This window comes from Chryseobacterium sp. UYP7, assembly GCF_056279225.1.
On sequence record NZ_JBWBQW010000003.1, the window covers coordinates 178,028 to 202,043 of the forward strand.

21 protein-coding genes are annotated in these 24,016 nt (G+C 36.6%); 11 read left to right on the forward strand and 10 right to left on the reverse strand.

Annotated elements, in window-relative coordinates:
* Positions 1–53: 53 nt before the first annotated feature.
* Positions 54–677, forward strand: coding sequence for a hypothetical protein (locus tag ACZ9HT_RS08430; RefSeq protein WP_476040032.1), 624 nt, complete (start codon positions 54–56; stop codon positions 675–677).
* Positions 678–761: 84 nt separating this feature from the next.
* Entirely contained in the window at positions 762–974 is a 213-nt protein-coding gene (locus ACZ9HT_RS08435; protein ID WP_476040033.1) for a hypothetical protein, read from the forward strand.
* A 182-nt stretch (positions 975–1,156) separates the two neighbouring features.
* On the opposite strand, the gene ACZ9HT_RS08440 is transcribed toward ACZ9HT_RS08435, so the two are convergent.
* Positions 1,157–1,987 (reverse strand): hypothetical protein, encoded by an 831-nt coding sequence (locus ACZ9HT_RS08440; RefSeq protein ID WP_476040034.1) that lies wholly within the window; start codon positions 1,985–1,987, stop codon positions 1,157–1,159.
* A gap of 417 nt (positions 1,988–2,404) precedes the next feature.
* Positions 2,405–2,584 carry a PLDc N-terminal domain-containing protein gene (locus ACZ9HT_RS08445; RefSeq protein WP_476040035.1) on the reverse strand — a complete coding sequence of 60 codons (180 nt, stop codon included), beginning with the start codon at positions 2,582–2,584 and terminating at the stop codon, positions 2,405–2,407.
* Positions 2,585–2,973: 389 nt separating this feature from the next.
* On the opposite strand from ACZ9HT_RS08445, the gene ACZ9HT_RS08450 reads away from it, so the two are divergent.
* The 5 genes from ACZ9HT_RS08450 to ACZ9HT_RS08470 all read left to right on the forward strand — a co-directional run bounded on the left by ACZ9HT_RS08450 (position 2,974) and on the right by ACZ9HT_RS08470 (position 8,581).
* Positions 2,974–3,441: a GlcG/HbpS family heme-binding protein gene (locus ACZ9HT_RS08450; protein ID WP_476040036.1), complete on the forward strand. Its 468-nt coding sequence runs from the start codon at positions 2,974–2,976 to the stop codon at positions 3,439–3,441.
* Positions 3,442–3,860: 419 nt separating this feature from the next.
* Positions 3,861–5,387 (forward strand): T9SS type A sorting domain-containing protein, encoded by a 1,527-nt coding sequence (locus tag ACZ9HT_RS08455; protein WP_476040037.1) that lies wholly within the window; start codon positions 3,861–3,863, stop codon positions 5,385–5,387.
* Positions 5,388–5,578: 191 nt separating this feature from the next.
* Positions 5,579–6,823 carry an NAD(P)/FAD-dependent oxidoreductase gene (locus ACZ9HT_RS08460; protein WP_476040038.1) on the forward strand — a complete coding sequence of 415 codons (1,245 nt, stop codon included), beginning with the start codon at positions 5,579–5,581 and terminating at the stop codon, positions 6,821–6,823.
* Positions 6,824–7,087: 264 nt separating this feature from the next.
* On the forward strand, positions 7,088–7,351 hold the full coding sequence (locus tag ACZ9HT_RS08465; protein ID WP_476040039.1) for a DUF2024 family protein: 264 nt from the start codon (positions 7,088–7,090) through the stop codon (positions 7,349–7,351).
* Positions 7,352–7,552: 201 nt separating this feature from the next.
* Positions 7,553–8,581, forward strand: coding sequence for an NADP-dependent oxidoreductase (locus ACZ9HT_RS08470; protein ID WP_476040040.1), 1,029 nt, complete (start codon positions 7,553–7,555; stop codon positions 8,579–8,581).
* Between the two features lie 114 nt (positions 8,582–8,695).
* Here the strand turns inward: ACZ9HT_RS08470 and ACZ9HT_RS08475 are convergent, their stop codons facing one another.
* From ACZ9HT_RS08475 to ACZ9HT_RS08500, 6 genes are all read right to left on the reverse strand, one after another.
* Entirely contained in the window at positions 8,696–10,441 is a 1,746-nt protein-coding gene (locus ACZ9HT_RS08475) for a DKNYY domain-containing protein (RefSeq protein ID WP_476040041.1), read from the reverse strand.
* A gap of 32 nt (positions 10,442–10,473) precedes the next feature.
* Positions 10,474–11,265 carry a hypothetical protein gene (locus ACZ9HT_RS08480; protein ID WP_476040042.1) on the reverse strand — a complete coding sequence of 264 codons (792 nt, stop codon included), beginning with the start codon at positions 11,263–11,265 and terminating at the stop codon, positions 10,474–10,476.
* Between the two features lie 200 nt (positions 11,266–11,465).
* The gene (locus ACZ9HT_RS08485) at positions 11,466–13,469 is read right to left on the reverse strand and encodes a DUF2207 domain-containing protein (RefSeq protein ID WP_476040043.1); all 2,004 of its coding nucleotides are present in this window, start codon (positions 13,467–13,469) and stop codon (positions 11,466–11,468) included.
* Positions 13,470–13,760: 291 nt separating this feature from the next.
* Positions 13,761–15,809 carry a choice-of-anchor L domain-containing protein gene (locus tag ACZ9HT_RS08490; RefSeq protein WP_476040045.1) on the reverse strand — a complete coding sequence of 683 codons (2,049 nt, stop codon included), beginning with the start codon at positions 15,807–15,809 and terminating at the stop codon, positions 13,761–13,763.
* Between the two features lie 140 nt (positions 15,810–15,949).
* On the reverse strand, positions 15,950–17,998 hold the full coding sequence (locus ACZ9HT_RS08495) for a choice-of-anchor L domain-containing protein (RefSeq protein WP_476040046.1): 2,049 nt from the start codon (positions 17,996–17,998) through the stop codon (positions 15,950–15,952).
* A 197-nt stretch (positions 17,999–18,195) separates the two neighbouring features.
* Complete coding sequence (locus ACZ9HT_RS08500) at positions 18,196–19,008, reverse strand: SDR family oxidoreductase (protein WP_476040047.1); 813 nt, start codon at positions 19,006–19,008, stop codon at positions 18,196–18,198.
* Here ACZ9HT_RS08500 and ACZ9HT_RS08505 point away from each other — a divergent pair.
* Together ACZ9HT_RS08505 and ACZ9HT_RS08510 are read left to right on the forward strand one after the other, a co-directional pair.
* Positions 19,007–19,447, forward strand: coding sequence for a hypothetical protein (locus tag ACZ9HT_RS08505; protein WP_476040048.1), 441 nt, complete (start codon positions 19,007–19,009; stop codon positions 19,445–19,447). The two genes, ACZ9HT_RS08500 and ACZ9HT_RS08505, sit on opposite strands and share 2 nt — an antisense overlap.
* 96 nt (positions 19,448–19,543) lie before the next feature.
* A complete protein-coding gene (locus ACZ9HT_RS08510) occupies positions 19,544–20,140 on the forward strand; it encodes a TlpA family protein disulfide reductase (RefSeq protein ID WP_476040049.1) in 597 nt (198 codons plus the stop codon).
* A gap of 173 nt (positions 20,141–20,313) precedes the next feature.
* Here ACZ9HT_RS08510 and alr read toward each other — a convergent pair whose 3' ends face one another.
* Both alr and ACZ9HT_RS08520 read right to left on the reverse strand, forming a co-directional pair.
* Complete coding sequence (alr, locus tag ACZ9HT_RS08515; RefSeq protein ID WP_476040050.1) at positions 20,314–21,468, reverse strand: alanine racemase; 1,155 nt, start codon at positions 21,466–21,468, stop codon at positions 20,314–20,316.
* On the reverse strand, positions 21,458–22,594 hold the full coding sequence (locus tag ACZ9HT_RS08520; protein WP_476040051.1) for an amidohydrolase: 1,137 nt from the start codon (positions 22,592–22,594) through the stop codon (positions 21,458–21,460). The genes alr and ACZ9HT_RS08520 overlap by 11 nt, the downstream gene beginning before the upstream one ends.
* 263 nt (positions 22,595–22,857) lie before the next feature.
* Between ACZ9HT_RS08520 and ACZ9HT_RS08525 the strand changes: the two genes are divergently transcribed.
* Together ACZ9HT_RS08525 and ACZ9HT_RS08530 are read left to right on the forward strand one after the other, a co-directional pair.
* Positions 22,858–23,412, forward strand: a complete 555-nt coding sequence (locus ACZ9HT_RS08525) for a DUF4142 domain-containing protein (protein WP_476040052.1) — start codon at positions 22,858–22,860, stop codon at positions 23,410–23,412.
* Between the two features lie 62 nt (positions 23,413–23,474).
* Positions 23,475–23,888: a plastocyanin/azurin family copper-binding protein gene (locus ACZ9HT_RS08530; RefSeq protein WP_476040053.1), complete on the forward strand. Its 414-nt coding sequence runs from the start codon at positions 23,475–23,477 to the stop codon at positions 23,886–23,888.
* The last annotated feature ends 128 nt before the right edge of the window (positions 23,889–24,016 follow it).

The window sequence follows — 24,016 nt, forward strand, 5'->3', positions numbered from 1 at the left end:
GAAAAGCATTACCTATATTTGGAATTATAATGTTGAATGTAAATAAAGAAATTATGAAAAATAAATTACTAATATTTTCCCTATTAACTACTAGTGTCCTAAATGCACAAATTACAGTTGGAGAAATTCAGAGAAAAACTGTAAAGAACTATGATGTGATAATGAATATGCCTGATGTTGAAATGATTCCAGAACCAGATTTAGCGAATATAAATTTAGATGATTTAAGTTTAGTGATACCAAATAAATTGACATACAAATCAGATCTGAAAAAGGAACAATTATTTACTAGAATTTTAAATATATTAAATTCAAATATTGACGTATTAAAAACGACCAAAGTGACTTTTGATGACGTAAACAATTTAGTGATAGAAAGGAGAACAAAAATTATGTTTTATTATTTTTATGCTACTCAAAACTACAATAAGGAAATAAATTTGACATATAAAATCAGAGTAAAAGATAAAAGTTTTCAATTTGAAATAATTAGATATAGCGTAAGTCTACAAGATGGATTTCCAGATAATATTTTTTCCATAATTAGAACTGCAAAAAATACTAATAATGAGTTCACGCGGAGAATTGCTCAACAAGACTATAATGAGAGCATTAAGGCGATTGTAGATGAAGTGGATAAATTTGCTGAAAAAGTTAATGAGAAAGGAGGTTTTTAAAGAATTATAGTTTCGATTGAAAAAACTTGCTTAGCAAAAGATGTTTTTTGGAAACTCAACGTATATTTCGGCAAATTACACAATATGAGATTTAAAATTTATGGTATTGAATGGATGAGTAGAATTTTAAATACTGAAGCAGATGTTTTTTATTTAACAGTAAATAATAAAACAATATGGATTTATGAAATACTTGAAAGAAATGGAAATATTACAGAAAGACTTTGTTCTTATAAAACTTTTAAAAAAAGCTTAAAAGAAAAAACTTCAGATTTTAAAAGAAAAACAATTTTATGAGAATTAAAATATCCGATGCCGCGGATTTGCAATCCGTGACAACGCTGCAACAAATTATCAACTTCAATCACTCCATAAAAACACAAAAACATCCAAAGGACTATCTAAATAAGCATAATTTATCGCACTGCTGAAATAATAATTCTCAGCTTCCGACACAATTTTTCCTTGACAGGATTTTGTTAATGATTATTTTTTCGCTTTCTTTTCCGTTTTTTGGGTAAAAGATTTTCAATTAACATTCTGATATAACCAAAAAAGCAGAGCGCAAGAAAAATTCCTAATCCCGATAAAAGTATTGCAGAATTTCTGCTGGTATATCTCTTATTTTGAAAAAAATACTCAAACCCGATATTTAAAAACAGATAAATAAAAATTACAAAAGCAAGGGGAAAAATAATATAACCAAACAGAATCATCGCAACCATCCCGAATAGTTCAAAATTTTGTGTTTTTGCATAATTATAAAAAAGGTAGTAAAAAAGAAAAAGAAAACACAACATTAAAATATTCACTGCAATTGTAAAATTCTTGATACCCGATATCATTCTTACTTCGTCATTTTCTCTAATAATTTCTACGTTTTCGCCAATTGCTAATTTATTATTGGCACTGAAAGACACATCTCCAAAAGCTCTTTTTAATGTGCCATTTAGGTTCCTGTATTCGAGTAAAGGTTTGTAAAATGTATTTGTTCGGCTTCGTGAACTGCTTCCGCTTTTAGACGTTGATTTACTTATAAATTTTTGATATTCGATGATCTTTGCAGATTGTTTGTCCGGATTAAAATTATCCTTCACAATACTGTATGAAAATTGCAGAACTCCGAAGAAAAATATAGCAAAAAAATAGCACCCGAAAGCAAGAACCACCGCAATAATCGCACGTTTCAAAACCTTGAAACGGTTTGAATTATAAAGCCACGTTCCAACAATAAAAAGAGAAAGAAGAATCGAAATTATTTTGAATAATAAATCGTCACTGGCGTGAAATGTTACGGAGTACGGGTGCATATTTTTCTACTTGAATTTATTTTCGGACGATTCCTTTCACAGCAGTAAAATATGATATTTGTAATTGATTTTCAGTTCAACATTTACTTTTCAAAAATTAATTTTTATTTGCAGTATGCGAGTATCATTATGTCTATTTGCTACACCATCTCTGTAAAAAATCCGAAGCGTTTCGATATATTCGCCGCTATTACAAACCTCTTCATTGGGGTCCATCAATTAAAATGCAAACCTCGCAACCCTAAAATTTAACCTAATTAACCCGCTGCGAAAAGTCTCCCGACTTTGAATAACAATATTCTAATTCAATACATTCATTAATTTCTAAAAACTTTTTTCCTAACAATAACTGTGTCATGGTTTAGAATCTTGACACGATTCATCGAAAAACTATTTCAAATCTAATAAGCATTTCGCCTATCCTTTTCGATACCAATGAAATATGATCGAGCCCATAATTGGCATGAGAATACATATAAAAAGCCACATTAATTTTCTGGGTGTTGAATAAGGACTTTTAATAATTTCTACAATGCTAAAAATTAGGATTGGAATGAAAATTATTAAAAATACGTAATAGTAGGATTGAGCACTCATCTTAAATTTTTGTCTTCTCTCTTTTTGTTTAAAAACAGCAGGATCAAGAAGACTTTTTTATCCGACTATTCAAAATAAAATCTTGTGAAATTTTCTTTTTTGTAATTAGTACTACTCAAAATTACGAATTTCATAATATTTTATGGTATTAAAAACGATTTTTATTTTACATATTTCATATAGGCTCCTTCTAATTTGATATTGATTTAAAATTTTCCGCAATTTTTTTCTCGTTTAAGATTTTGATATCTCGCACCAAATTTTCGATGATAGAATGACAAGCGTCTCCCTTTGAAATTTCTCGTAAATCTCCTTACCTTTATCGTCATCAAAAAAAGGACTTTCAATAGCTAACAAATTGAAAACTTCTCCGTTAAAAAATTCATCACATGAAAAATATTTTTATATTCCTAATAACAACGCTTACCATCATGATTCAAGCTCAAAGTACAACAGCGCCTATTCTCACCGGAAAAATGGCAGTTAAAATAATACAGGCCGCATTTGACCAGGCCGAAAAAGACGGACTGTTTGTTACCATTACGGTCGTTGATCAATCGGGTCAGACTCTAGCCGTTCTTCGTCACAACAACGCTGGCGTTCACACCATTCGTGCGAGTTATAAAAAAGCCTACACTGCCTGTTCTCAAAAACGAGAAACAGCAGTGATCGCAAAAGGAATTAAAGACGGATCTATCCCGGAAGACATTCGCTATCTTGATGAAAATATTTTAATCATGGATGGTGGAATACCAATTATGATCGAAGGAAAAGTAGTGGGAGGAATTGGCGTCGGTGGCGCTCATGGCAGTCAGGATGTTCTTATTGCAAAAGCTGGTTTAACGGCTTTAAATTAAAGTATTTTTTCTATTCTAAAATTGAAAACTATTTTTGATAATCTCATCAATTACTAAAAAAAACTTTTTCCTCTTATGGAAAAAGTTTTTTTTTCGTTGATAAAATTTGATGTGATTCAACCTCCTTATTCATCTATTTATTTGGAAAATGTTCTTCTTCCTGTTGCGATTCTGGAACGCTAAAATTTGATAATTCTGGTCAAAAGAATACCAATCAAAATAAGAGCATCAATAAGAAAACAGCATGAATATCCTTTCCTGGCAAACGATAACATAACGATAACTAATAAAATTTATTGATCTAATAGTCAGATTTTTAGAAGATTAAATTTTCAAAATTCATGCATTTTACAACACGAAATACAGCACGTAGCTTCTTTTTATATAAATTTGATTTCAGAATAAATTAAAAAAATATTATGAAAAAAATCTTTATCAGTTTAATGCTTGCGACATGCGCTATTTTCGTAGATGCACAATCCGGATCTTTAGATCCCTCTTTTCGTAACGGAGGTATCCTAACAGGAAATTACACCAATGGTAATAATTCTGCAAACGCCATGGCTATTCAATCCGATGGTAAAATTGTAGTTGGTGGCTCAACAGGGAATAACCCTAATATTAATGTTGGAGTAAGCCGATTTAATACAGACGGGAGCATCGACACTACTTTTGGGATCGATGGCAAAATAAATTTCTCTTCCGGCTGGATCAAATCTTACATCTACGATATGCATATACAGACCGATGGAAAGATCGTGTTGGCAGGCTATAGATGGAATAACAGTACCGGCGATTTTTTAATGGCTCGGTTAAATGTTGACGGAAGTTTAGATAACACGTTCGGAACAAACGGCATTGTAGTGATTGATGGTGGAACAACTGAAGTAGCAGAGACCTTCGCCATTTTGCAAGACGGTAGTTTTATCATCTCCGGTTATGTTAATGATGACTATGCGATGGCTAAAGTTAAAAGCAATGGAACTTTGGATCAGACTTTTGGTACCAATGGTTGGGTTTATACCGCAGTCGCCGGTATATCAACTTACAGTAAAGATATCAGCATTAATGCAGCAGGAAGAATTGTTATTGCAGGATTTGCAATAGATGGCAATTATAATCAATATGAATATATTGTGATCGCTTATAATCCAAACGGAACTTTAGATACAACCTTTGGAAACAACGGTCTTGTAACTTTTCATGTTGGAAATAACAATGATTTTGGATTAAGAGTCATTCAATTACAAGATGGTAAAATATTAGTCGGTGGTCATTCTTATTTCGGTACTGCGCCTCTGCGTTATGAATTGGCTGTTGCTAAACTGAATGCAAATGGAACGTTTGATACCACTTATGGCGAAAATGGAATTTTCAAAACAAGGTTTATTGATGGTGGCTTAAATTATTTACAGGATATGGCCCTTCAGGAAGATGGCAAATTAGTCATTACCGGTACTGCAAACATAGGATCAACTGAGAATTTCGGTGTAGCTCGCGTGACTGCAAACGGACAATTAGATACAAGCTTCGGGATTGGAGGCAAAGTAACCACCAGTATCGAAGCAAACTACAGCATATCTTATAACATAGCGTTGCAAACCGACGGAAAAATAGTGGTTTCGGGTGATGCCGTTCCATTTAACGGCGGTAAAGCACAGTTCTTTATTGCCCGTTATTTAAATCCAGTTTTAGCAGTGCAGAATGTTAATAACTCGACCGCTGCTCTATATCCAAATCCTGCGTCAGATCAAATCACTTTGGAATGGAAAGGTTCTGGCAGAGAATATCAGGCAGAAATCTACAACATGGTTGGTCAAAAAGTAATAACTGCTAAAGTATCCAGCAAATCTACGATCAACATTTCTTCTCTTGAGAAAGGAAGTTACTTCGTAAGATTAAACGACGGCGGAAAATTAACTACGCTTCAATTCATCAAAAAATAAAAGTTAAATATTTGATTGTAAAAACCAATGAGCGATCATTGGTTTTTTTTTGAATAATTCTCTGCTCTTAAAATATTTTATAAAGTAAAAATTGATTTCATACTTAATTATCCTATTTGCAGATCTTCTAATGAAGCAGTTTCAAAAATTTCAAACTAAAAATGGTAGTTTTGTGATCACGAGTAAATATCATGGAAAAACAGAATTATAAAATACACATCGTCGGCGCCGGAATAAGCGGATTAATAGCAGCACAAACCCTCGAAAAGCACGGCTTCTCTCCCACTCTTATCGAATCCACCGATTCTGTTGGAGGTCGCGTAAAAACAGATATCGTCGAAGGTTATCAACTTGATCATGGTTTTCAGGTTTTGTTAACTTCCTATCCGGTTGCACAAAAATTTCTGGATTATAAGGCTTTAGAATTACAAAACTTTCTGCCAGGAGCTGCAATTTTTAACAACGGAAAAGAAAATCAAATCGGAGATCCATTGCGGGATCTTTCGCTGTTGTTTCCGACGGTATTTTCCAGCATTATTCCATTCAGCGATAAAATTAAAATTCTTCAGCTCAATCTTAAATTGAAGAAGAAGGAAATCATCGCCATATTTGAAGCGGGAGAAAAAACCACTTTAGACTATTTAAAAGATTTTGGTTTTTCCGACGAAGTTATTACTCAGTTTTTCAAACCCTTTTTCAGTGGAATTTTTTTGGAAACAAATCTGGAAACTTCGAGCCGGATGTTTGAGTTTGTTTATAAAATGTTTGGGACCGGAAATGCCGCTTTACCGAAAGCTGGGATTCAAGCCATTCCAAATCAGCTTTTAGCAAAATTAAAAACGACAAAAATCCTGTTTAATACCAAAGTAAATTCTATAAAAGATGGAGCGATAACTTTAGAAAACGGCGAAATTCTGGGAAGTGATTTCACTATCATCGCAACCGATTCTACCAATTTATTGTCTCGGTCGAATCAAAAACCTCTGAAATGGAAATCCTGCTTCACCCTTTATTTTGAAACAGAGAAACGCGTCATCGAAAAACCTTTGATCGGACTTTTACCGAAAGAAAATGCCCTCGTCAATAATCTATTTTATCACACCAGTTTAGAAACCTCCGTGAATGGGGGTAAAGAATTACTTTCAGTAACGGTGGTGGACAATCAAAATTTGAAAGGTGATAAATTATCTGACAAAGTAAAAAGCGAATTGAAACATCATTTCAATATCGACGTTATTCGTCTGCTAAAAATCTACGAGATTCCGAAAGCTTTACCGGATCTAAAAAATACAAAATACAGTCTTAGTCCGGCTGAAACACTTTACTCATCTCAAATTTTTCTTGCTGGTGACACTTTGGTCAATGGTTCCTTAAATGCAGCCATGCTTTCTGGTGAAAGTGCAGCGCTTGCATTAATTGAAGCTTTCAAAAATTAACTGACTTCTAAATTTTTCAATTATAGAGTTTTTATTCAAAATTGAAATAGATGTTGGTATCCATTAAAAATTGAAAAATAAGTCATTATGAAAAATAATATTAATATTTTATACAGAAATACCTTCTTTATTGAGACTATTTTAATTTTTAGGGAACCACTTTTTAAGAAAAAATTTTTTTGTCACTTCGATCAGTTTCAATAAATAATCATTAATTTTGAGTAGATCTGAACAATAGATTAAATTCAATTTAAAACAAATAAAATGCAGGTAGCAGTTTGGGACACCTATGTAACGAAAAAAGACGGCAGTGTAATGCATTTCGACATTATTGCACCTTCCGCGATCAAGGATGAAGCCATTATTCAGACCTATGGAAAACATTATCTTAAATTAAAAGAACAGCCGGAGCAATTGCTAACTTCGAAGGAATGCAGTTTCTGCCATATCGAAACGCTGCAACCAGAGTTTGAAAAAGAGATTATGGAAAATGGCTTCTATATTATCGAGATGGAGAATTGCAACTGACCATTCAATTATTATCAAAACATTCTTCGCTTTATTCTGTAGAAGCAAAATAATTTGGAAGGATATTCGTAAAAAATTAGACCAATTTTTAAGCTCGAAGATTTTTCTGAAACATTCGCCTTCAAGACTGTAATTATCCAAATTTTATAATGGCTCAAAGATCAATTTCTTTCCGAAACTTTCTCAATAATAAAATAAAATATGGAAGATCATAATAAAAATCAAGTCATCGTTTTAGCTGAAAGACCAACTGGAATTCCAAACCGAGAGACTTTCGAAATTAAAAATATCGATTTTCCAGCTGTTTTAGAGGGCGAAGTTTTGCTCAAGACTTTATATGTTTCTGTAGATCCCGGGATGCGCGGTTTTATGAAAAAAGGAACCGACGACAGCATCGGCAGTAAATTTGAAATCGGAAAACCCATCACCAGCCGAACGGTCGCTCAGGTCATTGAAAGCAAAAGCGAGCATCTGAAAAAAGGCACCATCGTTTATGCGCGTCTTTCCTGGCAAAAGTACCAAACCATTTCGGCAGAAAAAGTAGAAGAAGTAAATCCGGATTTCGGGGCAATTTCTACCGCAGTGAGCGTTCTGGGCGTTCCGGGTTTGGCAGCTTATTTCGGTCTGATAAAAATTGGTAAAATTAAGAAAGGCGAAACGGTTTTAGTTTCCGGTGCCGCAGGCGGCGTTGGAAGTGTGGCCGTACAGATCGCAAAAATAAAAGGCTGCCGCGTCATCGGAATTGCAGGCTCCGCAGAAAAGATCAGCTATTTAACCGAAGACTTACAAATTGATGCCGCCATTAATTACAAGGAAACCGATGATCTGGAGAAAGAAATAGCAAAGGCTTGTCCGGAGGGAATTGATGTCTTTTTCGACAATGTTGGCGGAAAAACTTTCGACGCTATTCTACCTTCCATCAATAAACATTGCAGACTGGTAATTTGCGGAGAGATCGCCGATTACAATGAAGAAAATCCGCCGAAAGGTATTCGTCCAAATCACCTTTTAATTCAACAAAGTGCGAAAATGGAAGGTTTTGTAGTTTTTGATTTTCAGGATGAATTTGAAAGTGCAAAAAAGGAAATAAGCACCTGGCTTAAAGAGGGGAAATTGAAATACCGCGAAAATCTAACGATGGGATTTGAAAATATTCCGACTGCTTTTATCGGACTTTTTAAAGGAGAAAATATCGGCAAACAAATGGTAAAAGTTGCCGATCCGGAGTAGAATAATTCCTCAATAAAAATAAAAATGGCTGAGATTAAAACTCAGCTATTTTTTTATGATCCGGAAAAATATTGTCGTCCGAGTGATGATCAAGCCGAACAACTTTCAAGACATTTAAATTAATCTGCTGGTAATATCATTTTTTTTGAGTTCCTCCTGCAATGTTCTAATGTAGCTGATGATCTCATTTTCGGATTCAGGCATCAGACTCACTTTCGTTGAAAATAAAAAGTTTCGACTTGGTTTTCCGTCCTTCGTGATCACCTGTATTCTTCCTTTGTAGCCATTTTTCCTGAAAGGAAATCCGATTACTGTGAAATTGATCTCCCGAATATCAGAAATATTATACTTGGTGAATAAAAAATTCGTGATGATGAGTTGACCGTTTTTAATGAGAAAAGGAGCAATCCGTTTCTTTCTAAAAAAGTAGAGAATAATAAGCATAACACCTACAAAAACGGCGATCATTTTATACAAGATCTGAATATCCCGGTCCGGATATTCCGTTACTGCAGTAAAGATGATTTTGTGATCCGGCGAAATGATTTTTTTTGACTGTTGAAGCTCCCGAATATCATCTGTACGCAAGTTGGGTGAATTGACGAGCATTTCGAATGTTTTTTCATCTTTAATCTCATAGATCGCAGATGGCATTAACTGTGAACTTCCCAGGTCATCAAAGTATAAAAAGCGGTTTTTTGCTTTCCAGATGGTGCCGTAGCTTAATCCAGGAGCAGAAACGCTCTGCAAATCACTAAAGTTAATTTTTTTCAGTTGTGCCATCGCGGTGCTTCTGCCACGTAATCCTCTCTTGCGACTCCAATTTTCTGAGGGCAACAAATAATAGATCGCATTTCCACTGCGGAAAATATCGGGAGCGAGCTCTTCAAACTGATTTCCGGGAAAAGGATTGTCGCCGGCACGTTCAATTTCTTTTTTTTCGGCATTGTAAAAGTAAACCCCTTCTTTGCCTGCAAACAAAGCCTGATTGGCATGCTCCAGATTTTGACTGAGCAATCGGTACGGAGCTTTGGCAGGATCAAAAGAATGCCCATCAACAAAAACATTTCCTGTAGTGGGATTGATAAGATAATAATTCCTGGAAGGAAGATCTCCCTCAATCCCGACTTCGTACATTCGCGGATCGTAAGCAGCAGATAAAAGTTGATCTTCGTAATACACTCTTTTGCCATCAGTAAAATAGCAAAAACTCTCGCGATCCGCTCCTTTCTCATATTTAATGGGCAGGCTTTCAATATTTCGCGGATCAGATTTTGCCAGGGGTAAACCTTTGAAAAAAGCCTGACTTTTATTAACCGCAATACCAAAATCTGTTACCGAGCGGTACTCCTTATTTTTTGGAAGTTCGACAGAGGAATACCAATAATCCTGTGGTTTTTCTGTCCAGCCGATCTCGTGACCAATGAGTTGAAACAGGAAAGCGATCGTACCAAGAGATTCATTTCTTTCACTGTTTCTGTTACAGTAATACGTTGTTTCGCCATTGGTATAATAATTATTCCCAAGTGCTCGTAAGCCTTGAGGTTTTAAGCCTTTCAAAATCATATTCCCGGCATAAACATGCTGATCATCGAAACCAATATGAGCATCGTTGAAAGTATCCGGAAAAACTGCAAATGTTTGTGGGTTTGCATCCTTAACCTCGAAGTAGCCATTGCTCGGAACTGCAGCATAGACTTTATTTTCTTTAATGTAAAAAATACCATTTAACTTTTTTGCATTTCTTTCGAAATCACTGGTGCTTTCGCTAGAACTTAAAGCAACGTAAAACAGTCCGAAACAGAAGGCAAACAGCAATCCCAGAAAACCATAGATTAAAAAGCGGAAGTTATAAAACATTAATAGCGTATTTTTAAATTGAAACAGGTTGTTTAGTAAATTTCACCGGATTGACTTCGGTAATCCATAAATATTTGCTGAAACGCTTTTAAAGTTGCGCTGCCAGATTTAATTATTTTACCACCCTCATAAATATGGTATTTATTTTTTGGACTGTTTTGTTTGAAGTCTAAAATAATTCCGTTTTTTATTTTTCCGGCTTCATCTGTTTTGAAAGACCCAATCATTTCAGGCATAAATTTTTCAGCATAATTACCGTAAAAAATCTTGAGTAAAGCATCTTCCTGAATGAAAAAATCGCCGAGATAATTGAAAATTGAATCCGATGTATCGAGATTGCCGGGAATTTCGAGACGGTAAAATAACTTCATGCTTTTATCATCTAATCTGCCGGAATAACTTTCCAGTGTTGAAATAATAGCATACGCAGTGACCAGATCGTTTTGACTGGAAATCGAAACGTTCCTGTTTTTTGGTAAATTTTGAAGATCAAAATCAATCATTTCAATAGCGATCAAAGGCTTATTGTTCTGCAGAAAAGTTTTGATCTGCTTTTTATTTTTCACTTCAATTTTGATGACTGCATTCTCATCATTGCCGTTTTTTATAAAAATTACCTCCTCTTTTCGGGAAAACAATAAGGCATTCCCATAATTCACGGCATACATCCCAACGATAATGCTGTCGAGTTTTCCATTTTTCATTTTGGTGTAGGTAGCGCCGCCTTCGATCTTTGTTTCGGTAAAACCTTCTATATTTAAATCCTGACCTGATGCAAAAAAGCAGGCGAATAAAATCCCGAGAACGGCTAATGGTTTTTTCATTTTGAATTTTGTTATTGTCTAATTTATTTTTTTTTAAAAGAGGCGAAAGAGAAACCAATTTTTGTTTTAGCCCCGGTTGCAGCGGCATCCCCCGAGAATTCGGGGATATAGCGAAAAACGGGTTGGATCTTCGAAGAAGTTTACGGGTTTCGGGCTCCTAAAAAAGATTGATTTTTACCACTTTATAAGTCAATCCTCAATTACCAGCCGCCGCCTCCACCGCCTCCACCGCCACCGCCGGAAGATCCTCCACCGGATGAACCGCTGGAACTGGAGCCACCGGAATAAGAGGAGGAACTGGAAGACCGCGAAGAGGAGGAGGAAGACGATGACGATGAGGAACTATAGCTGATTGGTGTAGAAGTAGTTGCCAAAACGGTTGACAGTGATCGCGCAAAATCGTCGGTAAAGCGGTGATCCGTAAAATATCGGTCTTCTGCATAAAGAGTTTCTCTCAGTTTTTCTCTAAATTTTTTTCCCCAAATTCCTTCTACTCCAAAAACGATCGCGTACGGCAAGAATTTTTCGTAAACCTCGGGCGTCATTTCAGGTGGATTGAAAAACTGAAGATGGTTGACTTCCGCTGTTCCCAGATACATTTTGAAACCTTCAATCTCAGCCTCCATATCTACTTTTTCCTGACTCGGTTTATTAATAAGATGCTGAAAAATAACCCATGAGATAATAGCTAAAATCGCGAACTTGAAACAGTCTGACTCAAAAGAACTTATATTGGCTCCAGACGGAAAGGCGAGGAAATACAAAGGAATCATAAAAGGAAGTGTAAAAAAAGATGTTACATAAAAAGCAATTCTGCTCTTTTCCTTCCACAAATAAACAAGAAAATAGACAATAATACAGTCGATCACGACAAGAATCCCAAAAAACATTCCTGCAAGATTTTGGGTGATGATCGCACTAATGAACAAAGCAGCAAACAGAGCGATCAGAATAATTTTTGCAGCCTTGCGAACAACAGGATCATTTGCTTCCGTTTTAATCCATTTTTTGGTGTTTTTTTCTACAACCCTTTCCACTTCGTACACGGCATTTTTAACTTTCGAATTGTATTTCCCGGAAATTTCTACTTCGGATGATTTTAAAAATAGCTGAGATAAAAGAATTTCTTCATCAGGCTGCAGATCTTCTGATTTTTTCGTCAGTCTTTTTATTACATAATTTAGAGGGCCGGCTTTCTTTACAGGAGCTTTTACTTCGTCAATCGTCAAATATCCTTTCCCGGCGAGATCGATCAAATTTGCCGTTGCAAAACCGATGTTAAACCGGCCATTCTCCAGATACCCAATCGAGGCAGGTGAAAGATTATTAGGTGCCTTAAACTGGGGAATAACCGTAGGTTTTTGAGGATCTTTGCCGTATTTTTTCCAGTTAACAAAATAAAAATTAGCCAGGTAAAAACTCGGAAACAATAAAAAGAAGGAAGGCCAGTTTCTCTTCAACCATTTCATAAAAGGAGAAGGTTCCTTTAAAACTCCGGCTTTGAATCCAACCGCAACCGTTAAATTTTCTTTTTCCTTCAAGCCATCAGCGCTAAATTCTATAACCGTATCACCCAGTTTGGTGCTAACACAATTTTGTGCAGTACTGCCGCTCGCTCCGGTATAACAAGAATTCTGGAGAATCGATGCGCCATTTGGAAGCGTGATTTTAGCCTGAATATTTTCGATAGGAAAAGCCCAGTCTGTGCCATTCACATTCCAGTACAATTCGTCGAAATTTTTAAAATGGGCAATTTGATCCTGCGTTTTATAAACAATTTCGTAAGTGTACAAACCAGGATTCAGAATTACATCTTTATTTCCAATGTAAATATTAAAAACCTTATTTTTTGTTTCGGTATGGTAATCCTCTTCAACTGCGTCTTTCTTGATAGAAACGAGTAGATATTTGATCTTCATCTGCCCCTTCTTCGTATTACGGATCATCGGAAGTGCGCGAAAAAGTCCACGTTTGATTTCGTCTCCGGTCGCATAAACTTCGATGGTTTCAGTCACGGTTACATCAGCATTTTCAGCAACCTGAATATCTGATTTAAAAAGGATAATCCGCTCTTTTTCAGGAGTTTCATAAACGGTACTGTCTGTTTCGTAATCATATTCCTGCGCCGGAGCGACAACGGTAGTTTGCTGCGACGGAATCCATAAAAAGAAACTGAGAAAAATTAAAGCATAAAGCTGTTTCATTCGCAATGTTTTGGGCGTAATCCTATTTTTACGAATATAAGATTTGTTTTTCAATTGAAAACCGATTCTACTAAAAAGGATTTGATCCGGAAAAAAGCATTATTTATTTTTGGGCAATCTCCTCTTTTTTTTGATAAAAAAACAGGAGCCGGGCTGTACACTCTATCTTTTCTTTGCCAGCGCTTATTTCATTTTCGGCTTACTTTCCCACTTAAAAAGAAAAGGATGCCGTTTCCATCCCTATTGCAAAAGGGTTGTTTTCATTAAAAGATAAAGAAGGATGCTGAAATATTAATTCCGGTTCTTCAGTAAGATCCACCCACTTTTTTGCACCATCTGCTCCGAAAAAGGATCTAACCAGGAGACCTGGTACCAGTAAGAAGCACTTGGCGCAGTTGCCTGTCTGTAATTTGCCTTCCATATTGTATTGGTTGTCGTTCCGCGGAATATTTCGTTTCCATACCGGTCAATTATTACAGCGCTGAAATCTTTGTACTTGCTTACTCCGGAAAAATCAACCTCATCATTAATTCCGTCCGAATTGGGTGTAATAACATTGCTGATGTAAAAGGTAAAAAAATCTTTAACAACAAAACAGGGAGTGTCGGGAATTCTTACTGCAACACCGTAATTTAGATTTGGTAGAATATTGGTGAAGACATTCCCGTTTTGCCAGGTCACCCCAGAATTCACAGAGTATTCCAAAACTGTTGGCGCTGGCTGTGTAACATTAATTGTAAGCTTATTTCTATCATAAGAAACAGTATCGATCATCGGAACAGCAATATAAGTGGCAGTTGCAGAGAAAGTCTCGGAGCAGAAACCATTATCGATCGTCACGGTGTAAATCCCTTCTTTATCAACAGAGATCTCTTGAGTCGTTGCTCCGGTATTCCACAAATAGGTATAATTTGTTCCGGCTCCGGCGTCTAAGATTACACTCGAACCTTCGCAGAATTCGATATCCTCCAAAGTGGAAGTGATTCCAGGATTCACAGTAATTGTAATGCTCGTTGTATTTCCTGCGCAACCATTTTCGCCCGCACCTGTTACGGTGTAAGTGGTGGTGACTGTTGGGGAAACTGTTTGCGTATTCCCAGTACCAACGAGACCGGAAAAATTGTAGGTTTTAGCGCCACTTGCTGTAAGAATTATAGAGTCTCCGTCGCAGATTGTCGTTTTCGGCGCTGTTACACTAATGATGGGATCTGGTGGGATTTTTATTTCAATTTGTGCAGTTCCGGGACATGTTGAATTAGGTAACAAAATCTCCACTTTATAGATTCCGGGTTGAGCAGCGTTGTAGGTAGAAGAAGTTGCACCGGTAATTAAGTTCCCATTAATAAACCACTGGTAAGTTGCACCGGGCGTCGTTACCGATGCATTAAGCAGTTGAGAAGTTCCTTCGCAAATACTCATTACTTCAGGCAAGGCATTTCCACCTGAATCATTAATTTGTACTCCAATATTAAAAGAACCTGCTTTCAAAAATACACCACTATCAAAAAGCCGGTCGCCATTATCGGCCAAAACCATTTTAAAGTGATAAGTTGCGCCCGGAATCACTGTTGCAGTTGCTGTGAGCGGTTTGGTTCTACCATAAAAATTTATTTCCTTTTCTCCACTGTGATCCACTTCATAGTATTCAAGATTGATCGCACTACAATTTGGATACTCGGGATGAATGTTGGTCACACTCACAGCTCCCTGGCCATTGGGTAAAACTGCAAGATTAATGTAGCTGGGATCACCTTGCTTTTTCATTAACAAAGCAAACGCGTCAGTATAAGTACAGGCGTAATCATTCACATATTCTGCCGAAGCAAATAGATAGGTAAAACTAAGCTGATTATTGGCTGGTATAAAATCAAACTCAATGTAAGTGGCATCGAAAAGATTTTGTTCCTGAAGTCCGATGGCTTCTGCTAAATCTTTATCTCCATTGGTCGATAATTTTCCGCTTAAAAATCCATTCTGATTGTTTCCTGCAGTTCTTGCATAGCCTGTCATTAAAATAATTCCCTCGTCAAAAGGAAAGTTGGTGGTTCCCTTATTAAAGTAACCGTAAGATCTTCTGGAATCGGTTAAAGAGATTTTCGGCGACACTTTAACATTAAAAACATTTCCCGCACAACTGGATGCACCACTGATCAAAACATTTTTAACCAACTGCTCTTCTGTGAAACTACTCTGCGGATAATCAGGGGTATTAATATCGATAAAAATTCCTGCTTTCTGATTTTGGCTGGAAGGTTCAGAATATTTAACAGCATCAACGGATCGCTGCGCATTATTTGAAATAAAAATTAAGAGATAAAAAAGTAAAAGCGTTTTTTTCATAAAAGTTTTTGCAGTTGTCATAGTTCAAATTCAGATCTCTAAATTGATAAAATGGTATGATTTAAATTATAAAAATGGGTGTTTTTCTTTTTACAATTTATATAAAATATGGAGTTTTTAATTGATCGAAAGCCCTGTTATTAATTCCTGTTCTTCAGTAAGATCCAACCGCTTTTTTGTACCACTTGCGCCGTAACAGGATCTAACCAGGAAACCTGATACCAGTAAGAAGCACTTGGGGCGCTTGCCTGCCGATTATTTGGTTTCCACATTGCGTCTGTAGCTGTTCCCCGAAAAACTTCTTTTCCGTAACGATCGATAACTACAGCACTGAAATCTTTGTATTTGCTTACTCCGGAAAAATCCGTATAATCGTTAATTCCATCAGCATTTGGGCTGAGGACATTGTTTACAAAAAAAGTGAAAAATTCAGCGATAGCAGAACATAAATCACCCGGAACGCGAACATATATTTCATAACTGGTGTTGGGTAGAATATTGGTAAATACGTTGGAGCTTTGCCAGCTAATGCCCTTATTGATAGAATACTCTAAGTTCGGCTGCGCATCTTTTACTTTTACGGTTAGTGTATTTTTATCGTACACAATTTCCTCAATTAGGGGAACCGGAATGTAGGAAACGGTCACCGAAAATTTTTCGGAACATGGACCATTTTTGATCGTTACGGTATATACGCCATCTTTCACTACTGCTATTTTTTGAGTTGTTTCGCCGGTACTCCAGAGATAGGTGTAATTTGGTCCGGCTCCAGCATCTAAAATTGCGGTGGAACCTTTACAGAATTCGATGTCGGCAAGGGCTGAGGTAGGTTTCGGAACTACAGTTATTGTTATTGAAGCGGTATTTCCTTGACAGCCGTAGGAGCTCACGCCGGTTACAGTATAAGTCGTCGTAACTTTTGGAAACACGATTTGTATGCTCCCGGATCCGGGCAAGCCAGCGAAACTGTATATTTTTGCACCACTGGCGAGAAGATACACCTCATCTCCCTCACAAATGGTCGTATTTGCAGCGGTTACTGAAATTATAGGATTCGGAGCAATATCAACCTCTACCTGTACTATTAAAGGACAGTTTACATTGGGTACCAAAACCTCCAGCCTGTAGGTGCCGGACTGCGTTGCCGTGTATGTTGAGGATGTAGCACCTGCGATGCTGTTACCGTTAAAAAACCACTGATAGGTGGAACCAGGAGTTTGTACTCCTGCATTTAAAATCTGGGTGTCACCGGAACATAAATTAATTACATCCGGTAATGTATTTCCGTTTTCATCGCTTAAATGAACACCTATATTAAAAGAACCTGCTTTTAAAAATACCGCGGAATCCAGAAGCGTATCCATAAAATCTGCTATTACCATTTTAAAGTGATACGTTTGCCCCGGAATTACAACAGCAGTTGCAGTGAGTGGAATCGTTCGACCGGCAAAATTTGTTTCTATTTCAAGCTCATTGTCGCCTTCGTAATATTGCGGATTTTGTGCTGCGCAATCCTCCGTGTCGAAATGAATATTGGTAACGTTAACCGGGATTAAGCTTTCTGGTAATACTGCAAGATTCGTATAATCTTCATCACCATCTTTTTTTATAAGAAAAGCAAATCCATCGGAATAACTGCAAGCAAATCCACCATATTCTTCAGAAGCGAAAATATAGCTAAAAGTTACCCGATTTGTTACCGGCACAAAATCAAATTTTATGTAAGTTGCATCGTGTAGCAAAGGGTTGTAGATTTCGATCGCTTTAGCAAGATCAACGTCGCCTGCCGTGTAAAGTTTTCCCTTTAATGGTGGATAGGAAAAAAAATTACCTGCATATTTAGCTTGCCCGGTCATTAAAACAATCCCTTCATCAAAAGGAAAATTGGTGGTCCCTTTGTTAAAATAACCGTAGGATCTTATTCCATTGCTTGGGGAATAATAGGGTCGTACTTTAACTTCAGAGACACTGCCTGAACAACTTGTTATTCCACTGATCAAAACATTCTTAATAAGTTCCTCTACAGTGAAATTACTCTGTGGATATTCTGGCCTGTTCACATTGATAAAAGCTCCCCTCTTAAAACTCTCGCTTGATGGTGTGGACTGTTTCTCAACTTCAGGCCTTCCATTTTGGGCATGCAAAAAAACCATCTGAAAAAAAAAGAGAAGAAAGAGAAGTTTTTTCATAGCAATTTTTAATGGAGCGGCTGTGTAAAATTCAGACATTGAAGATAATCAATTTATTGGTATTTTATGTTTAAAGCCTCAATCGCCCAACACAATCCCAAATTTTTAAAGAAAGGAACCCGTCAAATTTGACGTTTACATTGCACAAAAAAAGAGCGATAAAATATCACTCTTTCTGTTTTCTTATTTTGAAATTATTACTTGGAACTTGACTTCTCGTTGCATTTTAATGCATACTGTTCCTTTTCATATTTCAAACACTTTTCTCCCATTTCTTCGGGCACCACATTACGGAAAGGATGCACATCTTTCGGAATGATCTCCACCATGGCATCGATCATTATTTGCGGATCCAGTTGATTATCTAATAATTTCTTAGCAGCCTTCTCTATGGTTTCTTTCTTCGTGAAACAGTCCGCTTCATCATACCACTGCTCGTAAGTATCGTACATTCTGTCATTGAAACCTGTTTCGAAAGGTCCCGGATTAATCGTTGCAACCTCTACACCAAATTCATGAAGTTCGTCCCGAAGACTTTGAGCCACAGATTCCAGAGCATGTTTAGAAGCATTGTAGGCGCCTAAATAAGGCGAAGTAGTAAGTCCGGCGATCGAGGAAACGAAAATGATTTTTCCTTTTCCTTTTTCCACCATTTTTTTAATGATGGGTTGAGTAAATTCTAAAGTGGAAAAAACGTTGGTTTCCATTACTTCACGCAATAATCCAACAGGCATTTCACCAACAGGACCGGAATGACCCATACCTGCATTATTTACCAAAATATCAATGTCGTAAGATTGTGCGTGCTGACAATCGATTTCGTCAAAAAGATCCAGTTTGATGATTTTTAGATTGTTTTCCAGTTTTTCTTCTTTAATAATTTTGAGCAAGTCAGATTTTTGTTCCCAAACGTGAACTGCTGCAATTACCTGGTGTCCTTTTTTTGCTAATCCTATGGCGGTTCCTTTTCCTAAGCCGGATCCGGCGCCTGTTACTAATATTGTTTTCATGATTTTAACAATTCAAAAATTAAACCATCAAAATATAAACTTTGTTAAAAATTGGGACAGGGATTCTAATCCGCCTATTTTTGCCGGAATGAAAAAGTTTTTTCCACTGAAAACAATTTTTAAAACAGCCGGCGTTCTGATCCTTATCTTAGTACTGGCTTTTTCTTCATGCGGAATAAAACAATCTGTACAACAGATCTTTGATATTCAGAATCTTACTTCCAATACCATTAAATCCGGCTCTTCCTGTCAATACATCCAACTTACTGACAAGACAATAACGAAACAGATTTCAGTTATTAGAGAAAATTTTGAAAGTTCTGGTATTGATTTTACTATGCAGGATTTGATTTCGGCACCCTCTACAAAAGGTTTTAGAAAAGCCGGATCTGTTCCACTCTACATTCTTTATCAACAATTACGTACCTCTTTAGTTTAGTATTTCTTAAATTAATGACTATGCATTCTGAATTAGAATGCCATTTTCTAATACTTACTAACGAAATATGTTATGAATACTAAAACAAAAAAAACAATGAAACAAGTTTTCAATATTGCTCTAATCGGCCTTTTTCTCTCGATGATATTTGTGCCCGAAGTTAAAGCAACCATGCAGCAGGGTTTAATGCAACTGGGATTTTTCAATCCTGATCTGGCAGAAATTCCCTCCACAAAAAATGCGGACGGTTCAAATAATGAAAATGCTGAAAATGCACCTTACATTATGAACATGCTTGATCAAAAAGGAAATAAAGTTTCTTTGCAGGATCTGAAGGGAAAAGTGGTTTTCATTAATTTCTGGGCAACCTGGTGTGGACCGTGTATCGCCGAGATGCCTTCCATTCAGAAGCTCCACGATAAATTCAAAAATAATTCCGACGTTGTTTTCGTAATTTTAGAAGCGGAAGGAAATAAAGCCAAGGCCACCAAATTTATGGAAGGTAGAAAATTAAATTTACCGCTCTATTTTCCAGCGGGAGATATTCCAGCCGAGTTTTTCCGCGGAAGCTTACCCACTACAGTAATTTTAGACCGGGAAGGAAATATCGCTCACATCACAGAAGGAATGGCAGATTATTCCGGACAGGATGTTGAAGATTTTATGAATAAAATTTTGGCAATGCATCCTTAACAGCATTTCGATTCAAATTAAAACCAAGTTCACAAGCTTGGTTTTTTTTGGTTTGAATTGATGTAGAAAATTTGTAAATATTTAAATACAATAGATACTGTGTTAATTTTTTAATTCAGTGAAAAAAGTTCATCTCAAGTTTTTAAATCTTCTGCTTATCAGTTATTATCGTTCTACTTTTTAACGATTCGTGGAATATCTGCCGAAAGTCTCGTCAACAGCTCATAGTTTAAAAGGTTTGCATAATCGCTGAAAGAAGAAACCGACAACTGTTTATCTGCCTGATTACCGATCAATACCACTTCGTCACCGCGTTTAATATTTTCCAGAAAAGTAACTTCAACGACCATCATATTCATATTGATACTCCCGATCACGACACAGCGTTCCCCGTTGATCAGAACGCGGCCAATATTACTCAAATTCCGACTGTAACCATGTGCATATCCGACAGGAACACAGGCGATCTTCATGTTTTCATCGGCCATGAAACTGGTGCCATAACCCACAAATTCGCCTCGTTTCACTTTCTTTACACTCATTACGCTGCTCTTCCAACTTATTAAGCGTTTCAACGGATCTTCTCTCCTTCTTTTGGTGTTGTAATAATTCACCAACACTTCCGGACTGGGCCAAAATCCATACTGCATAATTCCGATCCTCACCATATCCATCTGGGTTTCCGGATACATCATCGCGGCGGCGGAACAGGCGGCATGTCGCTGTTTTGGTTTGAGATCTTTTTCACAGAACTGACGATAAATATCATCATACCTTTCGATCTGTTTTTTGATACGATAATAATTGGCAATACTTTCCGCACCTGCAAAATGGGTACAAAGTCCTTTAAATTCTATAAAATCGGAATGCTTTTTCAAAAAATCCTGCACCCATTTTAATTCACTGGCATTAAATCCAGTTCTGTTCATTCCCGTTTCTACTTCGATGTGAACGACGGCTTTTTTACCTGTCTTTTTTGCCACTGCTAGAGCGGAAGTTAAACGGCTCTTCTCAAAAACAAAGAATTCAACTTCATTTAAAATGATCCAGTTCAGGTCTTCCTCATTGCTTAACCAACCCATGATCATCACCGTCGCCTGATCTCCGACAACCGCTTTCACGCGCCTCGCTTCATGACTATCGAAAACTGAGAAATGTTTTACTTTCTCATCCAGCGCTATTTCAACGAAACTTTCAATGGAATGTCCGTAAGCGTTGCCTTTTACGACAGAAGAGAAAATCACATCTTTATGAAAATGTTTCCTTAAAAAATCAATATTGGTTTTGTAGGCTTTGGCGTCGAGTTCCAGGTATGAATTATTGTGCATCTATTAATTGGCTTATTTTGTAAAAAATTTCGGCGCCGGTATCTGTAATTTCATCGGGCCAGTCGTAATCTGGATTATGAAGATTAGGCGTGTTTTTCCCACTTCCTAAACCAAACATTGCGCCTTTGTAATGTTCTGTAAAAATTCCGAAATCTTCGCCCCACTGAAACGGAACTTCTCTTTCTATTAAATTGAAATTACAGTCTTTCGCGGCTTGTCGCACAAAATCCATCGTTTCCGGATCATTTTCATTCGCGCTGAATCGTTGCGTCCAGCTTATTTCCGGCTTCAAATTATATTTCTCGGCAGCTTTAATAGCGATGTTTTTCAATTCCTCTTCGAGTTCTTTCATTTCATCATTGGCAGCACGCCGGAAGGTGTAGTGAACTTCGCCATACCCGGCAGAAATACCATAATCTTCCGTTCCCATTGTTAAATAGATCGGTGTTAGAACGGTAAATTTTTCTTTTTTCGGATCGGGTTGAATTTTCTTATTGAATTCATTGATGATCTCCGCAATTGCCAAAGCTGGATTATCGCCATTTTCAGGTTCACCCGCATGCGCAGTTTTGCCCTGAAGTTTAATAATGATCGAATTCACGGCACAGGTAAAAGTGTGATTTTTCACCACAATATCGTGATGATCGTAACCCGGAAGATTATGCAAAGCGAAAACTTTATCCGGATCTAATTTTTTAAAACGCGCATCATTATAAATGGCAAGCGCTCCTTCCCCATTCTCTTCTGAGGGTTGAAAGAGCAAAATAATTTTGGTGTGCTTCATTTTTATTGAAGCTAACTTTTTCGCAAATGCACACATAATTGTCATGTGACCATCGTGACCACATTTGTGAGAAACTTCTTTCGTAAGCGATTGATGATCGAAATCATTAATTTCCTGAATCGGCAAAGCATCGAGTTCGCACCGAAACATGACCGTTTGTTTCACCTCATTTTTGGGGTGATAAACTGCGATGATTCCGGTGCCATTCCCTAAACCTTCGTGTAAATCATCGGGCGAATAATTTTTCAAAAAAGAGGCAATCGTTTTGGCTGTTTCCAGTTCAAAACCTGATAGTTCTGGATTTTGATGCAGGTGCTTGCGAAGCGTAATAATATCGTTCATTGAAGATTTTATTTAAGAATTTTAAAATAAGACTAAATCTTATGGCTTTAAAATAAGGATTTTTTTTTAAAAAGATTTCAGAACCTAATAAAACTAAACTCGAAACCTTTTCAATAATTTGTTTTATGCTCAATTTCCGGAGAAAGATCCAGATATTTTGTAACCTTTTGAAAGTTCAGCAACTCTATAGTTAAAGAAGGGAAAGAAATAAATTTCAAAATTGAAATGAAAATAACATTAATACTAATTTTAAAAATTACAAAATGAGAACGCTAAAAAATCTAGCATTATCCGGAACATTGCTTTTATCTGCATTGTTAGTTTCCACAACCATTTCCGCACAGGAACAAAAAACGCCACAACTTACTGATCCCGAAATTGCATCTGTAGCCGTGACTGCCAATCAAATCGACGTTGAATATGCCGAAATTGCTTTGAAAAAATCCAGCAATAAAGAAGTGATCAACTTTGCCACAACCATGAAAGCGGATCATAACGCTGTAATTAAAATGGCTGTAGATCTGGTTACCAAACTAAAAGTAACTCCAAAAACAAATGACGTATCAAAATCCTTATTAGCCGGAGCAGTTAAGGAAAGAGCGATATTGAACGCTAAAAAAGGAAAAGCTTTCGACAAAGCTTATGTTGACAATGAAGTAGCCTACCACGAATACGCAATTGATGCAGTAGAAAACATGTTAATCCCGCAATCTAAAAATGCGGAGTTGAAAGCGCTGCTTCAAAAAGCCTTACCCATTTTTAAAACCCATCTGGGACATGCAAAAATGCTTCAAAAAGAACTTAATCCCACCAAATAATCATGTTTAATAAAAGGTATCGTTTGGGGATTTTAAATTTAATACTTGGATTTCTGTTAATCATGAACATTTGCAACTCCAGCTCAAAAGACATGATTCCTGTAGAAAATCAAAATTCTGATACGATCAAAACTACTTTTAATTCGGATAAAGACTTTAGCGCAGGTGGAATAAAAGCAGATTCTGCAACTGCACTAAAATCTCCTCCGACAGAACTTTCTGAAAAAAAAGCAGCAATTCATATCGTGACCATCGAAAATATGAAATTTAATCCTGCAATGATCACGGTTAAAAAAGGTGATAAGATCACGTTCATCAATAATGATATTGTGGCACACAATGCTACAGAAAAAAACAAGGCCTGGGCTTCTCCGCTCTTGGCAAATGGAAAATCATGGACTTTCTCGCCGCAGAAAACTTCGGCTTATTATTGCACGGTTCATGTCGTAATGAAAGGGAAAATTATAGTCAACTGAAAAATTTCCATACTCTATCAGAAATAGTTCGATCTTAATTAAACCAACTTATTTTAGTTGGTTTTTTACTTTTAAAATTACAACCATTTCAAGTGAAAAAAGATTGGTTGCTTCTAAAAAATTTAATT